We start from the raw sequence: 17,515 nt of genomic DNA, 5'->3' as shown, positions 1-17,515 counted from the left end.
TTTACTTAATTTGTGCGCTTAGCAGTGCCCAATATTCTTCAAAGTTTGCAGTTGGCTGGTACTTAAAGTCAGAACGCACAAAGCGATTCAGACTGCCTTCAACTTGCCCGAGTAATTGTGCGGCTAAAATTTTCTCATCAACAGGGAAGGATTTTCCTTCTCTCAATTTACGTTCGCGTAAAATCTGACGTAGTGAGGTTTCAATGCGTTCAAATAATTGGTTGATACGCTCACGTAATCGTTCATTTTCAAACATCAGTGCATGACCAGATAGAATGCGGCTGAGTCCTGGGTTGCGCTCGGCAAACGCCAAAATGAGTTGAAGTACCAAGCGAATGCGTGTCAGCGTATCTTTCTCTTCATCCAGAATACGATTGATTCGAGACATCAAAGATTCTTCGATGAATTCGATTAGCCCTTCAAACATGCGTGCTTTGCTTGGAAAGTGGCGATATAACGCGGCTTCAGAGACACCGACCTGCTTAGCGAGTTTTGCGGTAGTAATACGTGATGCCCCGTCAGTGGACTCCAGCATTTCTGCTAATGCTTGCAAAATTTCATCTCGGCGGTTGGATTTTCTTGTTCCGGCCATGAACGTTTCCTTTTAATACCATTCTGAATAAAAGGCTAAAAGCCCGAGAGTTTCGAGCTTTTAGCCAGACAACCTGAAATATTTTGGTGCTTGTTAGATTTTGAAGTTTAAGCTTCTAATTTTTTTGCAATCATTGCCATGATTTGAGTGGCAATTTGCTGTTTTGAGGCAAGAGTAAGTGATTGCTTACCTTCTTTCCAGTATACGGTGATCGCATTATCGTTGCTATTAAAGCCTTGTCCTTCTACAGAAACATCGTTAGCACAAATCATATCCAGATTCTTCTTCGCAAGTTTGTTTCGTGCGTAATGTTCTACGTCTTGCGTTTCTGCAGCGAAGCCAACTGTAAAAGGTCTGGATTCGGTAAGTGCTGCGACTGACGCGATGATATCTGGATTTTTCACCATTGTGATGGTCATCTGATCACTGTCGTCGGTCTTTTTGATTTTCTGCTCAGCAACATGTTGAGGGCGATAGTCTGCCACTGCTGCGCAACCAATAAAGACATCATGATTTGGAGCGTGTTGCATTGCCGCGTCAAACATTTGTTGTGCACTGCTTACGCTGATGCGCTCTACGCCGTGGGGAACAGTCATAGAAACAGGGCCTGAAATAAGAGTGACTTCCGCGCCTAGCTGTTTAGCAGCATCCGCTAGTGCGTAGCCCATTTTTCCAGAGCTATGGTTGGAGATATAACGGACAGGGTCGATTGCTTCGCGAGTCGGCCCCGCAGTGATCGCGATAGACTTGCCTTTCAGTGGTTTATCACCGAAGAACTGTTCACAGTGTTCAACGAGCTGCATTGGCTCTAACATACGGCCCGGTCCCACATCTCCACAAGCTTGTTCTCCTGCGGCAGGACCCCAAATAGCCATCCCGCGACGAGTCAGCGTTTGGATGTTTTCCTGTGTCGCACTGCAACGATACATTTGCTGATTCATTGCTGGTGATACCGCGATTGGTGAATCCGTCGCGAGCACTAATGTCGTTAGGAGGTCATTGCCCATACCTACTGCCATACGAGCAATAAGATCGGCTGTTGCTGGTGCTAGTAAGACTAAATCTGCCCACTTCGCTAACTCAATATGCCCCATAGAAGCTTCTGCTGCTGGGTCCAATAAGCTGTCTGATACTGGTCTACCCGATACTGCTTGCATTGTCAGGGGGGTGATAAACTCTTTTGCAGCTGTGGTCATGACGACTTGAACCTCTGCACCCCTTTCAACTAAGCGGCGAGTTAGCTCTGCGCATTTATAGGCTGCAATGCCTCCGCTGATTCCAAGTAGGATTTTCTTTCCCGCAAGTGTTTGCATTTCGCTGTCCATACCTATTTGTCAAAACTGGTCCAATGTTATCACAACTGGAATGCGGAATGGTTTTGCTTTGCGCTAGGTATGAGACTCCCGGCCTAGGTAACTTAGTCATTCAAGTTTCATTCAAGTGGCCGCTCTCCATAAGTTCTGAGTAAATTGTTACTTACATGAGAAATTGATCTTAGCCGATGAACAATAAGGATCGGTTGCAGTCTTTGTGTTTCTTTGTCTTGATTAAGTTTTTACATCACATGGACTCACTCAATGAGCCTGAAACGCCTTCCTTCTGAATCCATGCCCAGAGAGAAACTTCTTAGCCATGGACCTCAATCGCTGACTGATGCGGAGTTGCTTGCGATTTTTTTACGTACAGGGACGCAAGGAATGAATGTTCTTGAGCTATCGAGCCACTTATTGCAACACTTTGGTTCGTTACGCTCTCTATTTTCTTCCACTCAAGAGGAGTTTTGCGGTCATAAAGGGCTAGGGCAAGCGAAATACGTTCAGCTGCAGGCCGTGTTAGAGATGACTCAGCGATATTTGGCGGAAACATTAAAGCGAGGAGAGGCGTTAACCAGTCCTCAACAGACTAAGCTATATCTCTCTGGGCTGTTAAGAGATAAGCAGAGAGAAGAGTTTTTTGTGCTATTTCTTGATAATCAACATCGAGTGATTTGTGGGGAGGTGTTATTTCAAGGAACGATAGATGCTGCCTCTGTGTATCCAAGGGAAGTCATTAAGCGAGCTTTAGAGCATAATGCTGCTGCGTTAATTTTGGCTCATAATCATCCGTCAGGCGTTGCTGAGCCTAGTCAGGCGGACCGAAGAATTACACGCAGGATTACCGATGCGCTTGCGTTAGTTGACATCAGAGTGCTTGACCATTTTGTCGTCGGAGACGGGGAAGTGATTTCATTTGCAGAAAGGGGATGGATTTAAATCACATTACGGGTTGTGAGTTGCTGGTTTTCTGCTACAATCCCCCGACATTTTTTGAACTATTATCAGCTCTGCCTAAAAAAGATCAGGAAATCTGTAAAAAGGATCTGTTCGGGTCTTGAGCAATGCTAGCCAAGTTAGTATAATGCGCGACCTTTGATAGCCTTGTATGGGTTTCCATAGCGGTATAAGACCTCGAAATTCTTCTTTGAGAACTAGAGAGGTTCGGCCACCAAGGTTGATATCGAGCTGAAACGATTTTGGAGAAGACATTCATGTCACGAGTATGCCAAGTAACTGGTAAGCGTCCAGTAACGGGTAACAACCGTTCACACGCACGCAATGCTACTAAGCGTCGTTTTCTGCCGAACCTACAAACTCATCGTTTCTGGGTAGAGAGCGAAAAACGTTTTGTTAAACTACGTCTTACTGCTAAAGGTATGCGTATCATCGACAAGAAGGGCATCGATGCTGTTCTTGCTGACATTCGCGCAAACGGCGAAAACGTTTAAGAGGAATATAGGCAATGGCAAAGAAAGGCGTTCGTGAGAAAATCCGTCTAGTATCTTCTGCAGGTACAGGCCACTTCTACACAACTGATAAGAACAAGCGTAACATGCCAGGCAAATTTGAGATCAAAAAGTTTGATCCAGTAGTTCGCCAGCACGTTATGTACAAAGAAGCTAAAATCAAGTAATTGATTCTTCTTTGGACTTCCTTCGGGAAGCGTGAATTAGAAACCCAGCTATAGCAATATAGTTGGGTTTTTTATTATGAGCTATTCTTGCTTACAGAGCCCATAGGATAGCCCAACCTCGTTATATCTGCTAAGTTTCAGAAAAACCATCAAATGTCTGGAACAGCAACATGCGAGTCTCTATAGCACGACGACGTCGTTGGAATAATATTCTCATTATAGGCATCATCGCCTTTATCGCTTTGCTCAATCTTCCCACTATAGTTAAAACCTATTTGCTTGATGATCCCCTTGAGCAGAACGCAGCACCTCATTTAATGAACCCAAATGCTCAGTTACGAGCTATCTATTTTTCTGATTGGTCGTTGGAAGTGATTGATGGCCAGTGGCAGTCTAGTCAGCCAATTGATATTGAAGCGTATGAGTTGTCATCGCGTTGGGCGGCTTTAGCGGGAACAGAAGTAGACCAAGAAACGTTCGATAATTTAAAAACGAAGTTAAACGCACCAAAAACGATAGAAGTTTGGTACGCTGATCGTGAAGAGCCACAGAGAATCACCTATTACCAACTTCCGCAATTTTGGTTACTAAAAAACTGGCAGGATAAGTGGATAGCTGTATCGGTGGAATCGAGCTTTCTGAGTCCATTAGCGGAATAAGCTGAATGGGAATACGCCACATTTGTTCGCATTGCCAGAGGTAAGAACTAGAGTATGTCTCGTTATGTCCTAAAATAATAATGTTTTATAGATAGGGGTGAGCGCATATGAAATATCTAGTTACAGGTGCTGCGGGGTTTATTGGCTCTGCTGTTGTCGAACGACTTTGTGTTGAAGGCCATCATGTCATTGGCATTGATAACCTCAATGATTACTACGATGTAGCTTTAAAAAATGCAAGGCTTGAGCGTATATCTCATGATCGTTTTACGTTCATCAAAATGGATATTTCAAATCGAAATCATGTGGCGGAGTTATTTGTTGCAGAATGTTTTGATAAGGTCATTCATTTAGCCGCTCAAGCTGGAGTTCGTTACTCTATCGAAAATCCAATGTCTTATGCGGATAGCAATCTTATAGGGCATCTCAATATTCTGGAAGGTTGCCGGCATCATGGAATCAAGCACCTTGTCTATGCGTCATCTAGCTCAGTATATGGCCTGAATCGTAAAACGCCATTTAGTACTTCAGACAGTGTTGATCATCCTGTCTCTCTGTATGCAGCAACGAAAAAGTCAAATGAACTGATGGCTCATACGTATTCCCATTTGTATGGGATCCCGACAACCGGATTACGCTTTTTCACGGTTTATGGGCCTTGGGGGCGGCCGGATATGGCTCTGTTTAAATTCACCAAGGCTATTTTAAGTGGTGAGGCTATTGATGTTTATAACTACGGAGACATGCAACGTGACTTCACTTATATCGACGATATTGTTGAAGGCATTATTCGCATAAAAGATGTGATTCCGGCTGTGAACACAGAATGGGCAGTTGAAAGTGGTACAGCAGCGACAAGCTCTGCGCCATACCGTGTTTATAATATCGGTCATGGTAGTCCCGTCCGGTTGCTGGACTTTATTAAAGCGCTTGAGTCAGCACTTGGTGTTGAAGCTAAAAAGAAGATGCTACCTATGCAACCGGGAGATGTTTACGTTACTTATGCAGACACTGAAGACTTGTTTTTAGCAACGCGATATCAGCCGAATGTTGGTGTTGAACAAGGGGTATCGAATTTTGTTCGTTGGTATAAAGAGTTTTACTCAGTTTAGACATCTCAGTGAGTGACACCCATCTGTACCTATAAGCCAAACTGACGAAAGTTGTGTGGACATTGAGCACGTTAATCTTTACCCTAACGCCTTTATTTTAAAGGCTACATTGAGTGCTATGCCAGAATTACCCGAAGTTGAAGTCAGTAAAATGGGCATTAGTCCTCACTTATTGGGTGAGACTGTTCAGTCTGTGACTGTCCGTACGAAAAAGTTGCGTTGGGATATTCCTCAAGAATTAGAGTTATTGGAAGGCCAGGTAATTCGTAACATATCTCGTCGTGCTAAATATCTAATTGTTCAAACGGATATTGGCAGTACGATTATTCACTTAGGTATGTCGGGCTCCCTTAGGGTGCTAGATGCTGATTTCGCACCAGGAAAGCACGATCATGTCGATATCAAGCTTACCAATGGTAAAGTCTTGCGTTATAACGATCCTCGTCGTTTTGGTGCTTGGCTATGGTGTGAGCCAAATGAGTCGCATCAGGTATTAAGTCACTTAGGTCCCGAGCCACTCACTGATGAGTTCAATCCCGAATATATATCAGCAAAAGCGAAAGGTAAGCGTGTCGCCGTTAAACAATTTATCATGGATAACAAAGTGGTGGTTGGAGTTGGCAATATATACGCCAGCGAGTCTTTGTTTAGTGCTAAAATTCATCCTCTTCGAGCGACAGGCACTTTATTGATGAGTGAATGGTCCTGCCTAGTTACAGAGATCAAGCAAGTATTGACGACGGCTATTGCTCAAGGTGGCACAACACTAAAAGACTTTTCTCAAGCCGACGGTAAGCCTGGTTACTTTGCCCAAGAACTCAAAGTTTATGGCAGAGCAGGGCTGCCTTGCGTAAATTGCGGCTGTGACATTGAAGAACTTAAAATCGGTCAGCGCAATACGTTTTTTTGTTATAAATGCCAAAAATAGCCGATATGTTCTTTATTTATAAAAATAATTAGGAGAGTTCATAAATGACACAACCCATTGATCGTGTTTTTGTAATTCATGTTAGTGAAGGATATGAAGAGAGAAAAAAGCATATAGATAGTCATCTGCCAAAGTCCGGTATAACTAAGTTTGAATATATGCTTGACGGAGATATTAAAGACTTAACTGATGAAGTTACAGATAAGCTATTTAAAGGCGCATCATTGAGCCTTGCGGAAAAATCGTGTTTTTATAAGCATTACTTAGTTTACAAGAAAATAGTGGAAGATAAAATTCCACAGTGCCTAGTTTTAGAAGATGATGCATACCTAGCTAAAGGTTTTTGTGAAAAAATCACCCAAGTATGTGATGAGTTAAGCGAGAAATCCAATTATCTGGTAAACATCGAGAGTGCATATTTAAGTGTTCCATTTAAGTATAGAGAGAAAGGACGGTATACTTACCGAGCTAACTATACAAAAATGACTGGTGGTTATGTTATAGACTTTTTATCAGCAAAGAAAATATATGAATATCTTAATGAAAATCCAAGTCAATTACCAATCGATACATACCAGAGTGAAATGAGAGATAAAATAGGGTTTAATATTTATTGGTCACACCCATCACTAGTGGAGCAAGGTAGTAAAAACGGCACATTTGCGAGTGGTATTAATGGTGAAGGGGATGCAATTATAGATAAACTTAAGTATTTGGTTAAGAACTACCATAAGAAATATATCTTTAGCCACTTTAACAAGAGAGTGTTACGGGTTTTTGAAGATGTTCCATTCTATAAGTAAAGATAAATTAGTAACTGGCGTCTTTTTTATTCCTTTAATCTGGATGGCTACAGGGATGTTATGGGATGGGGATGGTGATATGCGATTGGTTCCTATCGTATTGTTGTCCATGGTTGTCTCTATTAGTTTTTATAAGTTTAAGTATGTAGCTTTAAATTTAAAGAACAATTTCTGGATAAAATTACTTGTAGTGAGTGGTGTTTTCGGAACTATAGCGTATTTTACATATGGCTTTGACTCAAGAGAGCTTAGAGCAACATTGGTTGTATTGTTTTTATTACTTATACTACCTAATAACTTCTATCAACAACGCTACTTTCAGTGGTTTTTACTGCTTTCTTCCATTTCTTGCGCTCTATATGGTTATAAATTTCAATTTTTAACAGGATCTGCGCGTGGTTATTGGCCTATAAATGCAATTCCGTATGCAACGATATGTGGTTTAGTCCTTATTAGTTCGTTAGGGCTTTTAATAAGCAAGTATCACGGAAAATTGATTTTAACTGTATGTACATCATCATTGCTATCTTTTTTTGGTTTGGTTTTAAGCCAATCTAGAGGACCGCTAATATCTATATTTGTGGTTTTGTTTTTTTTGATTTTCTTATTATTCTTTTTTAGAAGTAAATTGACATTAGTTGTTTCACTTTCTTTTCTCGTGCTGTGCGGTTTTTTTCTTTCTAAAACATCGCTAGTTAACGATAGGATTTCTAGTACGTACAATGAATATGAATCAATTAAAAGAGGTGAGTTTAATACGTCAATTGGCATAAGGCTTCAAATGTACAGTATTGCATTTGATTTATGGAAGGAAAAACCAATTTTGGGATATGGGAAGAAGATAAAGGATAGGTTTGATGAATTGGAAAGAGAAGGGACAATAACGCCTTATGTTAATAAACTTGTTTCCATGACATTTCATAATGGTTACTTAGATAAGTTTGTTCTTTATGGGTTTTTTGGAGGGGTTGTTTTTCTTTTGTTTATAATCTTTCCTATATATTTATCCTTTCAATATTCTTTACAAGAAGGCGGATTTTTGTTGTGGGGGCCAGCAGTGTTCTTTTCATTGTGCAATTTAACGGATGCACCTTTAATTAATGCTCAAGCTGCGGTTTATTATCTATTCTTTATTGGATTTTCAGTTCTAATGCTGAAGAAAAAAGAGGACGTATAACTTGTGAAGCTTCTTTATTATATTAAACATGCGTTATTGAATGTTACTCCATCGAGGTGTTTTAACTTTCATAAGGATAGATTGGACGGTGAGTTTAGAGAGTTGTCGAATTACGTACTAGGACGTGTTAATTATTATGTTAATTTGAACAATGAGTTTACTCTTCCAGTAGAGTCGGTCGCTATTAAGAATTACAAACGCAAAGGCTATACATCTTATTACTTCGATCTTAAAGAGTTCCTTCACTACTTTCCGAAAGACTTTAAGTTTGAGTACTACTTTGGCGATGAGACACATATAGAACCTGTGCCGACTCTTTTCAAGGCCCGCCCTATTGAGGGGGATAATAAAAACTCGGTTTTGTTTAAGTTAGATAAGCGTCGTCATTTTCGCTTTGTCGACGACAAGTTAAGTTTTACTGAGAAAAAAGACATGGCGGTTTTCCGCGGCGCGGTTACCCAGCCTCATCGTATTAAGTTTATGCAAGCATTGTTTGGTAACCCACTAGTTGATGCTGGCCAATCCAACGAATCGCAAGATCATCCGGAGTGGAAAAAGCCATTCATGTCGGTAGAGGAACAGCTGCAATATAAGTTCCTAGTTTGCCTGGAGGGGAACGATGTGGCTTCAAACTTAAAGTGGGCCATGTCTTCAAACTCGGTTGTAGTGACACCTAAAATGAAGTTTGAGACTTGGTTTATGGAAGGGACCTTGGAAGCAGGGAAACACTATATTGAGGTCAAAGATGACTTTTCTGACTTTGAAGAAAAAATTAACTACTATATAGAGCACCCAGAAGAAGCCGAAAAAATCATCAATAATGCTCATGAGTACATTAAGCCGTTTATGAATGAAAAACTTGAACAGCTTGTTTGTATTAAAACACTAGAGCGTTACTTCCAGTTGTCAGGGCAATACGAAAAGAGCAAATAATGAAGATATTGGTAATTGGGCCATCTTGGGTTGGCGATATGGTGATGTCGCAAGGCCTATATATTGAACTGAAAAAGCAATACCCAGACGCACAGATTGATGTACTAGCGCCTGCTTGGTGCAAACCTATCCTAGAACGAATGCCAGAGGTTCGACAGGCATTGGAAATGCCACTAGGGCACGGCCAGTTCGACCTGAAAACACGTTTTCGTTTAGGTAAATCGCTGCAAGCAGATAAATACGATGTGGCGTATGTATTACCTAATTCAGCCAAATCTGCATTGATTCCTTTTTTCGCAAAAATCCCTAAGCGTGTTGGTTGGAAAGGCGAAATGCGCTATGGATTACTGAATGACTTGCGAAACAACAAGAAATCATTCCAGTTTATGTTGGAGCGATATGTTGCATTGGCTCACTCTAAACATGAAATGACAGGCTCCGGATGCCTCGGTGAGTTGTCTAGTCTGCCATATCCAAAACTGACGATCTTATCTGATGCTCAAACCCAAGCAATGCAAGAACTTGGTCTTAATGCAGATAGACCAATACTAGGTTTGTGCCCGGGGGCTGAATTTGGTCCAGCTAAGCGATGGCCTGATAACCATTTTGCGTCTGTTGCAAACGCTATGATTGCAAAGGGATATCAAGTTTGGCTGTTTGGTTCAGCCAAAGATAGAGAAGTCACCTCAAAGATTATTGAGCAAGTTGACCAAGGTTCACAACAATACTGCGCTAACTTAGCGGGTAGCACCAGCTTAATTCAAGCTGTAGATCTCATCGGCGCGTGTAAAACGGTGGTAAGTAACGACTCTGGTCTGATGCATGTAGCCGCAGCTGTTGGGTGTAACGTTGTGGCTGTTTACGGTTCGAGTTCACCGAAATACACACCACCGCTTACAGAAAAATTGGCTGTACTCAATACGGATATCGATTGCCGTCCGTGTTTTGAGCGTACTTGCCCTAAACAACACTTGAAGTGCTTGGTTGAACTGAACCCTCAGCGTGTTATTCATGCTATCGAGAGCTTTGATGTGATCTTCCAGGAATAGCAGATGAAGATGCTTGTACGTTACTGTTACACCTTATTGTTAGCCTTGGTAAGCCCCGTCTTGTTATGGGGCTTATACCGTTCTAGGCCAAATAAACCGAGTTTTGGCTCTCGATGGAGAGAGCATTTCGGTATCACACCAGAGCTAGAATCGCACCGTTCTGGGGTTATTTGGCTTCATGCTGTGTCAGTTGGAGAAGTATTGGCAAGTCGAAAATTGATTTCTCAGCTTCAAGAACGTTACCCGGAAAAAGCAGTACTGGTAACGACGACGACGAGTACCGGCGCACAGCAAGTAGAAAATATGGGTAATGGAATCGTGCATCGTTATATGCCGATCGACTTTAGTTGGTGTGTTCGTCGTTTTCTTCGGACGGTTAAACCAGAAATCATGTTGATTATTGAAACAGAGATCTGGCCAAACACAATTCATACCGTATCCAAGCAAAGTATACCGATCGTGCTGGTCAATGGGCGATTATCTGAAAAGTCGCTTTCCAACTACCAAAAACTGAGTTTGTTGATTCAACCTGCCCTAAGTAGCATTTCTTCGCTTTTATCAGTTCATAGTGATGATGCTAAACGTTTTATCGGGTTAGGCGTGGAGGCTGAAAAAGTAACCACAACGGGCTCGCTAAAATATGATATCTCTGTCGAGCAGCAGACTTATGATGACGCGAGTGCTTTACGCAAGCAGCTAGGCGAGAGCAGAAAAGTTTGGATCGCAGCGAGTACCCATCTAGGAGAAGATGAATTCATCCTTGCCGCTTACAAACTAGCAAAAGAAAAAATCCCAGACTTATTACTTATCTTGGTACCGCGTCATCCTGAGCGTTTTGATAGCGTGGCCGAGTTGATCCAAAGTCAAGGCTTATCCTGTGTTAGGAGGAGCCAGGGGAGAGCCACTGAACTATCGAAAAGCACAGATGTGTATTTAGGTGATAGCATGGGCGAGATGATGATTTTGCTCGCAGCTTCCGATTTAGTGTTTATGGGAGGTAGCCTATTGGGTAAAAAAGTCGGTGGTCACAACTTTATTGAGCCGGCTGTACTTTCCAAACCCTGTTTGACTGGCCCGAGTTACTACAACTTTGCTGACCTAGCGGATCAGTTGATAGGAGTTGGAATGCTAACCGTTGTTTCTGATAGTGAGCAATTAGCAGAAAAAGTCGTCAAAAGCCTTTCATCTCCAGAGACTTTATCTGCAAGTGGTAAAGCGGGATATGATATAGTATTGCGCAATCAAGGTGCGTTAAAACGTACAGTCAATTCAATCGCTTCCTTTATTCACTGAGAGCTCTAAATGATCAAAACGTTTATTATCCATGTCAGCAAAGGCTACGAAGATCGTCGCCAACATATTGATAGCCACCTTCCTGAGCGTGGGATTACGGATTATGAGTATATGTTGCGTGGAGACATTGATGATTTGACTCCTGATATTCGTAATAACTTCTTTTCTGACCGTTTGTCACTGCCGGAAATGTCTTGTTTGTACAAGCATTACCTAGTAATGAAAAAAGTGGTTGAAGAGCAGATTCCCCAAGTTTTAGTGCTTGAAGACGACGCTTTACTGGTTGAGGGTTTTGTCGAAAAACTGGAAAAGTTTAGAGAAGAAATTAAAGGCGAGTCACGTTACTTAATCAATATTGAAGAGGCTTCTAACTTAGTCCCCCTTTCTATAAGAAAGCCAAACCAAAGCTTATACCTATGCAAAACTAACAAGCTAACAGGTGGGCTTGTTTATGATCTTGAGTTTGCAGAGAAAATGGTTGAACTCTTAGACAGTACGGTTACTGATGCTCCTATCGATGGTCTTATTGGCAATGAGCGTCAAACTTTGCATTACAACATTTACTGGACTCACCCGCCATTGGTTCGCCAAGGAAGTAAAACCGGTATTTTTGCTAGTGAACTCAGCGGCCGAAGCTCTGGTCTGTATGCCACTGTTCGTAGTTGGTTTAAAGAGGGTTACCGGACCCATGTTCGCAGTCACTTGAGTAAAAAACAGAAAGCGCTGTTTGAAAACGTCACTAAGTACTAGGTAACACCACTATGTCCGCAAAAAAGTATCTAACTTTCGTCATCTACGGGAACGATAAAACCTATTATCAGGGCGCTAAGTTTTGTATTTTATCTTTCTTAGCCAATTGGCAGGGTAGCGTAGACAGCCGCCCTGAAGTTGTCGTTTTGGCAGAAGAAACAGAACATTTTTCTGATTTGCCAATCAGGTTATTTGCCATTTCTCCTGAGCAAAAGTCCGAGTGGAGCTTAAATAATACCTACCATTTTCGAATTAAGAATCGAGGCTTAAAGTACCTTTGTGAACAGTTACCGTTGAATAAAGAAGATCAGCTTCTTTTCTTAGATACGGATACTTATTTTACTCAGCCGACAAATATTTATTTTGATTCTATCTCTTCTCAGCAGTCTTTAATGTTTTTTCCTGAGGTGAACATTAACTCGTTACCTGACACTAATGAGTATGCAGTGATTCGTAACAAAGATATTGTGTTGCAAGATGGCTCTACGTATCGAGTGAATCCAGAATCGACGATGTGGGCTTCTGCTGTGATTGGTATTACAGGCGGGCAGGCGGATGCTTTTGATTATGCGGATCAATTGATACAAGCCTTGAGAAAAGAAGGCTGCACAGCGCATACATTGGAGCAGTTTGCGTTATCTGAGGCATTGACCAGAGTTGTTTCACTGGCTCCAGCTAAAAGTTGGCTTAATCATTACTCTACCAGTGGTCGTAAAAACTGGGGGCGAAAAGTGCTTGAGCAGTTTTTCACTGACCACCGGGAAAGGAAATTTGAAGACCTTCTAAAACAAGCGAAAAGTGTCAGCTTTACTCGGCCTCTATCAGAAGTTATTCGTGGACATATTTATAAAAAATCTAAGAAAATAAAGGAAATGTTCAGTAGAAATAAACCTTAAGCACCTTTCTCCTGATTGATAATCTGGTCATATATATACTCAGCTTTATAGGCGTCTGCGTTACAGCAGTGCTTATTGAAGGGGATTTTCAGAAAGCTAGATGCTTGGTTTGCAAGATCTTCCAGATCCTTAAAAATAAGGAAATTATCTTTATGGTACATTTGGTGTGTCAGTAGGTGTTTATTGTTTGAGATAATTTTCCTTTCGGAGTATATAGCCTCTATAATGCGCATTGTGCTGGAGGCTTGATTACCTGATGTTATCTCTAACACAGCATTTGTATTCAGCATGGCTTCCAAATACTCATTGTAGGTTAGCGCCTTATGCTTTTGGAATATGGTGATGTTGCATTTCACGTCACAGCTGTCTAAGGTACGCTTTATCCCATTTAGCAACTCTCCCCTCCCTTTGTCTAACCCGACAAAAGAGACGTCATTTTCTCGCTTTAGCTCTAAAGTATCGATTACATACAAGCTTGGAGCTGGTACATTGAAGCACTTAAATCCATACTTAATGCAGTCGTTATCTTCAAAGCTGTAAACTTCAAACTCATCTAGTTCGTGTAAATATGAGCCATCGAACACATTCCTAAATAGAACTATTTTTTTGAATTTAAGCCCTTTTGCTGCGCGAATATGCCTCAAAGAGTCTGTTAGAAATATGTAATCTATCCCTTCTATTGTGGCGATTTTTTTCTGTATTATTTTCTTAAATACATAATGTTGGAGCTTTTTATTTAAAAAGAAAGCATTAGATATTAGACGCTTAGTGAACTTGCTTACCTCGATGTGATGAACATGGTAAGTTCTACGTAATGCGTCTATTTCGACTTGTTCGTAATCTTCTTTGTACCCTAAAAAGACAAGCGTTTTCATAGTATCCCGTTAGTTTGCGCCGATTAATTTTTTACTGTAACCATTATCAATCGATTTCCACGCATAGTCCGGTAGCTGGATCGTACCTAATCCTAGCTCTTTATCAAAAGAGCGCTTTAGGCGGCTTAGGTTATCTTGTTTCCAGCTGCTATCTTCTTGCTGGTGGCATTTGTCAAAATCGATAATCCAAACTTTGCTTTGGTTGTCTATTAAGATGTTGTGAATGTTCAGGTCAGTATGATTCACGTTGGTGTCGTGCATCTTGCGAATCTCTCTCCCTATCTTCTCAAACATACCTTCACTGAGTTTTTCTCGTGCCAACATGGCGACCAAGTCTTTCCCGTTAGCGATTTTTTGCACCAAGATATCCGCTTGGTAGGTGAACCCTGATTTAATCACTTTAGCCGCAATAGGAATGGGCACGTTGACTTGGTGTTGAACCAACGTTTGAAGTAAGTGTAATTCTTGATATGCACGTGTATTGCTTAGGCCGCTAAACCAATAACTGTCTTTGATGAGTTTCCCAAACAGCCCGCCTCTATGATAGTGACGTAATGCAAATTCGCCTTTTTCACCTTTTACAAACCAAGTGGTTCCGCGACCTTTGGCTGAGCCGATAATCGCGTCATTTTTTTTCCAATAATTAACAGAAAAGGCAGCTTCAACATCCTCTGTTAGAAAAGAGGGGTTATACCAATATGTCGTATTACCGATTTGCTTTTGAGTAAACATGAATCACTGTCTAGATTAGGTGGGTTTATGGCATACTAAGCAGCAAAGTATATCAAAACACCGATTGATTAATGAGTTGTCCGCAAAGCTATCAGAAAATTCTGGTTATCGCCACACACTGTATTGGGGATAGCCTGCTCATCTCCACTTTTACCCGAAGCCTCCGTGAAGCATACCCCAATGCACAAATTGATGTGCTGGTGAATGCGCGTGGAGAGATGGTTTTTGGAACCAACCCAGACGTGGACAACTTGGTCGAGATTCCCCCAAGGCCGAAATTAAAAGATTATCGTCGAATCCTAAAAGAGCGTGGCCGCTATGATTTGGTGGTCAATGAAATGCTCAACGATCGCACGGCGATATACAGCTTCGTATTCGGCAAGCAACGATTGGGTGCGGTTGATGACACTCTAGGTGGCGCTTGGCTTAAAAAATGGGTGTTTAACAAACATATCATTGAGCGACATACATACGAACATAAGATGAGTCGTATGGCCCGCATGCTGGAATTGATTGGTGTGGATGTGGTACCGCGCCTGATTTCTCCCGAAGAAGCTTTGCCAGAAAGCGTCGTATCAAGATTGCCTGCTAATTATGTCGTTGTGCACGCACCGTCATCCAACGAGATTAAACAGTGGCCAGTGGAATATTGGATTGAAGTGATTGAGGCGATGTTACAACAAGGCTACAACGTTGTGCTGTCTGGCGCTGCACTTGAACGAGATAAAACCATCGTATCGGAGCTGTTAGAAAAGCTGCCGAAATCCGAGCATTTGTTCAGTGTGATGGGGGAGCTGACATTGGCTCAAACATCAACGCTGCTGAAACACAGTGATGGCTTTGTTGGTCCGGATAGCGGACCGGGGCATATGGCGTCAGGCTATCCAATTCCTATCGTTTCGTTGATTAGTGTCGCACCTGCAAGTATGTGGTCCCCTTGGCCATACAATATGCCTGTTGACCATCAACACAATCTCTATACCAATGGCCGTCTTAAGCAGGTAAAAGGCAATGTTTTGCTACTGCAATCAGACCGCTCTTGTGTACCTTGCTACAAAAACAAATGCGAGATCAGTGATGATTTCTACTCCCCTTGTTTGCAAGATATTAAACCGCAACGAGTGATTGAGGCGGTGAAAGAAATGATACCGCTAAAGGTGATCGAATGAGTAAAGAACGGTTAACCCCTTCTTCTATTTGCGTTCTCCGTTTATCTGCGATTGGTGATGTGTGCCACGCGCTTTCCGTTGTGCAGCAAATACAGCGGACATACCCTAAGTGCGCAATCACCTGGGTGATGGGAAAGGTTGAGGCGCAATTACTTGGTGATTTGCCAGGGATCCATGTTGTCATTTTTGACAAAAAGCAGGGCTTTAAAGGCATGCAGTCTGTTTGGACTCAGCTAAAAGATCAGCGATTTGATTATCTATTGCATATGCAGGTAGCACTGAGGGCGAGTCTGCTCTCTTTTGGTATCAAGGCTAAAGTAAAATTAGGGTTTAGCTGGCCACGAGCAAAAGAAGGGCAATGGCTATTCACCAATAAAAAGCTACCAGTAAACAACGCTGAGCATGTATTGGATAATTTTGCAGAGTTTGCCCATTACTTAGGATGCCCACAGCAATCTCCACAGTGGGAAATCCCATTAACAAAAGCAGATTCTGAATTGGCAGACGCAATCTCATCGCCTTATATCGTGATCAGTCCTGCTGCGAGTAAAGATGAGCGCAACTGGCTCACAGAGAGATACGCCGAACTGGCGGATTATGCATGCAGTAAGGGCTTACAGGTCGTACTCTGCGGCGCGCCAACTGATAGAGAGCGCTTACTCGCTGATACGATAGAGCAACAGATGACATCCCCTTGCATCAATTTGGCAGGTAAAACATCTCTCAAGCAGTTAACCGCAGTTCTGGGCAAGGCGTCGTTAGTCGTGGCTCCTGATTCCGGCCCTGCCCATATCGCGACAACGCAGGGGACTCCAGTGGTCGGCTTGTACGCACATAGCAATCCTAAGCGAACGGGGCCATATAATAGCTTGGATTATGTTGCCTCCGCTTATGAAGAAGTCGCTCAGGAGCAATATGGTAAGCCTGTGTCTCAGTTACCATGGGGAGCCCGTGTTAAAGGGAAAGATTTGATGTCGAGAATCACTTTGGAAGAGGTGATTGAAAAATTCGACAAGGCATTAGAGTCTAGCGATTTCTCTCGAGAAGATAGAGCCCAGCAAGCAATGGCTGATTAAGTGAGCTGATAGTTAAAAGTAAGGAATAGTATGCGTATTGCCATTTACCCAGGCACCTTTGATCCGGTCACCAATGGCCATTACGATTTAATCAAACGTGCGGCAAGTATGTTTGATCAGTTGGTGGTTGGCGTTGCAGCCAGCCCAAGTAAAAATACCCTGTTTAGTCTCGAAGAGCGGGTCAACTTACTTCGAGAAACCTGTAAAGAGCTTCCCAATGTTTCTGTCGATGGGTTCAGTGGTTTGCTCGTCGATTTTGCCACTCAAAAGAACGCGACTATTCTGGTTCGAGGCCTGAGAACTACGATGGACTTTGAGTATGAGTTTGGTCTGACAACTATGTATCGACGCTTAAAGCCGGAGCTTGAAAGCTTGTTCCTAACGCCATCTGAAGAGTACGCCTTTTTATCTTCAACGCTGGTTCGTGAAGTCGCGATTCACGGTGGTGATATAGCGACGTTTGTACCGCCATGTGTACATTGTGCCATCCTCAAGAAAACAAATGCAGCGAAGGAGAACTAG

20 protein-coding genes are annotated in these 17,515 nt (G+C 42.2%); 16 read left to right on the top strand and 4 right to left on the bottom strand.

Annotated elements, in window-relative coordinates; translation table 11 throughout:
• Nucleotide 1 precedes the first annotated feature (1 nt).
• Entirely contained in the window at nt 2–592 is a 591-nt protein-coding gene (gene slmA / locus NP165_RS12540; protein WP_257084241.1) for a nucleoid occlusion factor SlmA, read from the bottom strand.
• 107 nt (nt 593–699) lie between these two features.
• The gene (coaBC, locus tag NP165_RS12535) at nt 700–1,905 is read right to left on the bottom strand and encodes a bifunctional phosphopantothenoylcysteine decarboxylase/phosphopantothenate--cysteine ligase CoaBC (RefSeq protein WP_257084240.1); all 1,206 of its coding nucleotides are present in this window, start codon (nt 1,903–1,905) and stop codon (nt 700–702) included.
• 264 nt (nt 1,906–2,169) lie between these two features.
• Here coaBC and radC point away from each other — a divergent pair, with 264 nt between their 5' ends.
• The 13 genes from radC (at nt 2,170) to NP165_RS12470 (ending at nt 13,141) form a co-directional block, all read left to right on the top strand.
• Nucleotides 2,170–2,844 (top strand): RadC family protein, encoded by a 675-nt coding sequence (radC, locus tag NP165_RS12530; RefSeq protein WP_257084239.1) that lies wholly within the window; start codon nt 2,170–2,172, stop codon nt 2,842–2,844.
• A 275-nt stretch (nt 2,845–3,119) separates the two neighbouring features.
• Nucleotides 3,120–3,356, top strand: a complete 237-nt coding sequence (rpmB, locus tag NP165_RS12525; protein ID WP_257084238.1) for a 50S ribosomal protein L28 — start codon at nt 3,120–3,122, stop codon at nt 3,354–3,356.
• A 14-nt stretch (nt 3,357–3,370) separates the two neighbouring features.
• Nucleotides 3,371–3,541 (top strand): 50S ribosomal protein L33, encoded by a 171-nt coding sequence (gene rpmG / locus NP165_RS12520; RefSeq protein ID WP_004410866.1) that lies wholly within the window; start codon nt 3,371–3,373, stop codon nt 3,539–3,541.
• Nucleotides 3,542–3,711: 170 nt separating this feature from the next.
• A complete protein-coding gene (locus NP165_RS12515; protein WP_257084237.1) occupies nt 3,712–4,200 on the top strand; it encodes a hypothetical protein in 489 nt (162 codons plus the stop codon).
• A 107-nt stretch (nt 4,201–4,307) separates the two neighbouring features.
• Nucleotides 4,308–5,312: an NAD-dependent epimerase gene (locus tag NP165_RS12510; RefSeq protein WP_257084236.1), complete on the top strand. Its 1,005-nt coding sequence runs from the start codon at nt 4,308–4,310 to the stop codon at nt 5,310–5,312.
• Nucleotides 5,313–5,430: 118 nt separating this feature from the next.
• Nucleotides 5,431–6,240 (top strand): bifunctional DNA-formamidopyrimidine glycosylase/DNA-(apurinic or apyrimidinic site) lyase, encoded by an 810-nt coding sequence (mutM, locus tag NP165_RS12505; RefSeq protein WP_257084235.1) that lies wholly within the window; start codon nt 5,431–5,433, stop codon nt 6,238–6,240.
• A gap of 44 nt (nt 6,241–6,284) precedes the next feature.
• Nucleotides 6,285–7,043: a glycosyltransferase family 25 protein gene (locus NP165_RS12500; RefSeq protein WP_257084234.1), complete on the top strand. Its 759-nt coding sequence runs from the start codon at nt 6,285–6,287 to the stop codon at nt 7,041–7,043.
• The gene (locus tag NP165_RS12495; protein ID WP_257084233.1) at nt 7,024–8,220 is read left to right on the top strand and encodes an O-antigen ligase family protein; all 1,197 of its coding nucleotides are present in this window, start codon (nt 7,024–7,026) and stop codon (nt 8,218–8,220) included. The genes NP165_RS12500 and NP165_RS12495 overlap by 20 nt, the downstream gene beginning before the upstream one ends.
• Before the next feature lie 81 nt (nt 8,221–8,301).
• Nucleotides 8,302–9,153, top strand: a complete 852-nt coding sequence (locus NP165_RS12490) for a glycosyl transferase family 90 (RefSeq protein ID WP_371133670.1) — start codon at nt 8,302–8,304, stop codon at nt 9,151–9,153.
• Nucleotides 9,153–10,202 (top strand): lipopolysaccharide heptosyltransferase II, encoded by a 1,050-nt coding sequence (waaF, locus tag NP165_RS12485; protein WP_257084231.1) that lies wholly within the window; start codon nt 9,153–9,155, stop codon nt 10,200–10,202. Before NP165_RS12490 ends, waaF begins: the two co-directional genes overlap by 1 nt.
• A 3-nt stretch (nt 10,203–10,205) precedes the next feature.
• The gene (gene waaA / locus NP165_RS12480; protein WP_257084230.1) at nt 10,206–11,495 is read left to right on the top strand and encodes a lipid IV(A) 3-deoxy-D-manno-octulosonic acid transferase; all 1,290 of its coding nucleotides are present in this window, start codon (nt 10,206–10,208) and stop codon (nt 11,493–11,495) included.
• 9 nt (nt 11,496–11,504) lie between these two features.
• Nucleotides 11,505–12,245 (top strand): glycosyltransferase family 25 protein, encoded by a 741-nt coding sequence (locus NP165_RS12475; RefSeq protein WP_257084229.1) that lies wholly within the window; start codon nt 11,505–11,507, stop codon nt 12,243–12,245.
• An 11-nt stretch (nt 12,246–12,256) separates the two neighbouring features.
• Nucleotides 12,257–13,141: a hypothetical protein gene (locus tag NP165_RS12470; RefSeq protein ID WP_257084228.1), complete on the top strand. Its 885-nt coding sequence runs from the start codon at nt 12,257–12,259 to the stop codon at nt 13,139–13,141.
• Here NP165_RS12470 and NP165_RS12465 read toward each other — a convergent pair.
• Both NP165_RS12465 and NP165_RS12460 read right to left on the bottom strand, forming a co-directional pair.
• On the bottom strand, nt 13,138–14,016 hold the full coding sequence (locus NP165_RS12465) for a WaaS/CpsH family glycosyltransferase (protein ID WP_257084227.1): 879 nt from the start codon (nt 14,014–14,016) through the stop codon (nt 13,138–13,140). The genes NP165_RS12470 and NP165_RS12465 overlap by 4 nt on opposite strands.
• A 9-nt stretch (nt 14,017–14,025) precedes the next feature.
• Entirely contained in the window at nt 14,026–14,748 is a 723-nt protein-coding gene (locus NP165_RS12460; RefSeq protein ID WP_257084226.1) for a 3-deoxy-D-manno-octulosonic acid kinase, read from the bottom strand.
• Between the two features lie 71 nt (nt 14,749–14,819).
• Here NP165_RS12460 and NP165_RS12455 point away from each other — a divergent pair, with 71 nt between their 5' ends.
• From NP165_RS12455 to coaD, 3 genes are read left to right on the top strand one after another with little or no spacing between them, the layout of a single operon-like run.
• Nucleotides 14,820–15,917 carry a glycosyltransferase family 9 protein gene (locus NP165_RS12455; protein ID WP_257084225.1) on the top strand — a complete coding sequence of 366 codons (1,098 nt, stop codon included), beginning with the start codon at nt 14,820–14,822 and terminating at the stop codon, nt 15,915–15,917.
• On the top strand, nt 15,914–16,993 hold the full coding sequence (locus NP165_RS12450; RefSeq protein WP_257084224.1) for a glycosyltransferase family 9 protein: 1,080 nt from the start codon (nt 15,914–15,916) through the stop codon (nt 16,991–16,993). Before NP165_RS12455 ends, NP165_RS12450 begins: the two co-directional genes overlap by 4 nt.
• A 30-nt stretch (nt 16,994–17,023) precedes the next feature.
• Entirely contained in the window at nt 17,024–17,515 is a 492-nt protein-coding gene (coaD, locus tag NP165_RS12445) for a pantetheine-phosphate adenylyltransferase (protein ID WP_257084223.1), read from the top strand.

The organism is Vibrio japonicus (assembly GCF_024582835.1).
GTDB classification, from domain to species: domain Bacteria; phylum Pseudomonadota; class Gammaproteobacteria; order Enterobacterales; family Vibrionaceae; genus Vibrio; species Vibrio japonicus.
This window is presented reverse-complemented; position numbering and strand designations above follow the sequence as displayed.

What these genes read in the sequence shown, in the direction of transcription:
- rpmB (WP_257084238.1), top strand. Translation starts at nt 3,120, where the DNA reads ATGTCACGAGTATGCCAAGTAACTGGTAAGCGTCCAGTAACGGGTAAC.
- radC (WP_257084239.1), top strand. Translation starts at nt 2,170, where the DNA reads ATGAGCCTGAAACGCCTTCCTTCTGAATCCATGCCCAGAGAGAAACTT.
- rpmG (WP_004410866.1), top strand. Translation starts at nt 3,371, where the DNA reads ATGGCAAAGAAAGGCGTTCGTGAGAAAATCCGTCTAGTATCTTCTGCA.
- NP165_RS12515 (WP_257084237.1), top strand. Translation starts at nt 3,712, where the DNA reads ATGCGAGTCTCTATAGCACGACGACGTCGTTGGAATAATATTCTCATT.
- NP165_RS12510 (WP_257084236.1), top strand. Translation starts at nt 4,308, where the DNA reads ATGAAATATCTAGTTACAGGTGCTGCGGGGTTTATTGGCTCTGCTGTT.
- NP165_RS12475 (WP_257084229.1), top strand. Translation starts at nt 11,505, where the DNA reads ATGATCAAAACGTTTATTATCCATGTCAGCAAAGGCTACGAAGATCGT.
- NP165_RS12500 (WP_257084234.1), top strand. Translation starts at nt 6,285, where the DNA reads ATGACACAACCCATTGATCGTGTTTTTGTAATTCATGTTAGTGAAGGA.
- NP165_RS12470 (WP_257084228.1), top strand. Translation starts at nt 12,257, where the DNA reads ATGTCCGCAAAAAAGTATCTAACTTTCGTCATCTACGGGAACGATAAA.
- coaBC (WP_257084240.1), bottom strand. Translation starts at nt 1,905, where the DNA reads ATGCAAACACTTGCGGGAAAGAAAATCCTACTTGGAATCAGCGGAGGC.
- mutM (WP_257084235.1), top strand. Translation starts at nt 5,431, where the DNA reads ATGCCAGAATTACCCGAAGTTGAAGTCAGTAAAATGGGCATTAGTCCT.
- NP165_RS12495 (WP_257084233.1), top strand. Translation starts at nt 7,024, where the DNA reads ATGTTCCATTCTATAAGTAAAGATAAATTAGTAACTGGCGTCTTTTTT.
- NP165_RS12465 (WP_257084227.1), bottom strand. Translation starts at nt 14,016, where the DNA reads ATGAAAACGCTTGTCTTTTTAGGGTACAAAGAAGATTACGAACAAGTC.
- waaA (WP_257084230.1), top strand. Translation starts at nt 10,206, where the DNA reads ATGAAGATGCTTGTACGTTACTGTTACACCTTATTGTTAGCCTTGGTA.
- NP165_RS12450 (WP_257084224.1), top strand. Translation starts at nt 15,914, where the DNA reads ATGAGTAAAGAACGGTTAACCCCTTCTTCTATTTGCGTTCTCCGTTTA.
- coaD (WP_257084223.1), top strand. Translation starts at nt 17,024, where the DNA reads ATGCGTATTGCCATTTACCCAGGCACCTTTGATCCGGTCACCAATGGC.
- NP165_RS12455 (WP_257084225.1), top strand. Translation starts at nt 14,820, where the DNA reads ATGAGTTGTCCGCAAAGCTATCAGAAAATTCTGGTTATCGCCACACAC.
- waaF (WP_257084231.1), top strand. Translation starts at nt 9,153, where the DNA reads ATGAAGATATTGGTAATTGGGCCATCTTGGGTTGGCGATATGGTGATG.
- NP165_RS12460 (WP_257084226.1), bottom strand. Translation starts at nt 14,748, where the DNA reads ATGTTTACTCAAAAGCAAATCGGTAATACGACATATTGGTATAACCCC.
- slmA (WP_257084241.1), bottom strand. Translation starts at nt 592, where the DNA reads ATGGCCGGAACAAGAAAATCCAACCGCCGAGATGAAATTTTGCAAGCA.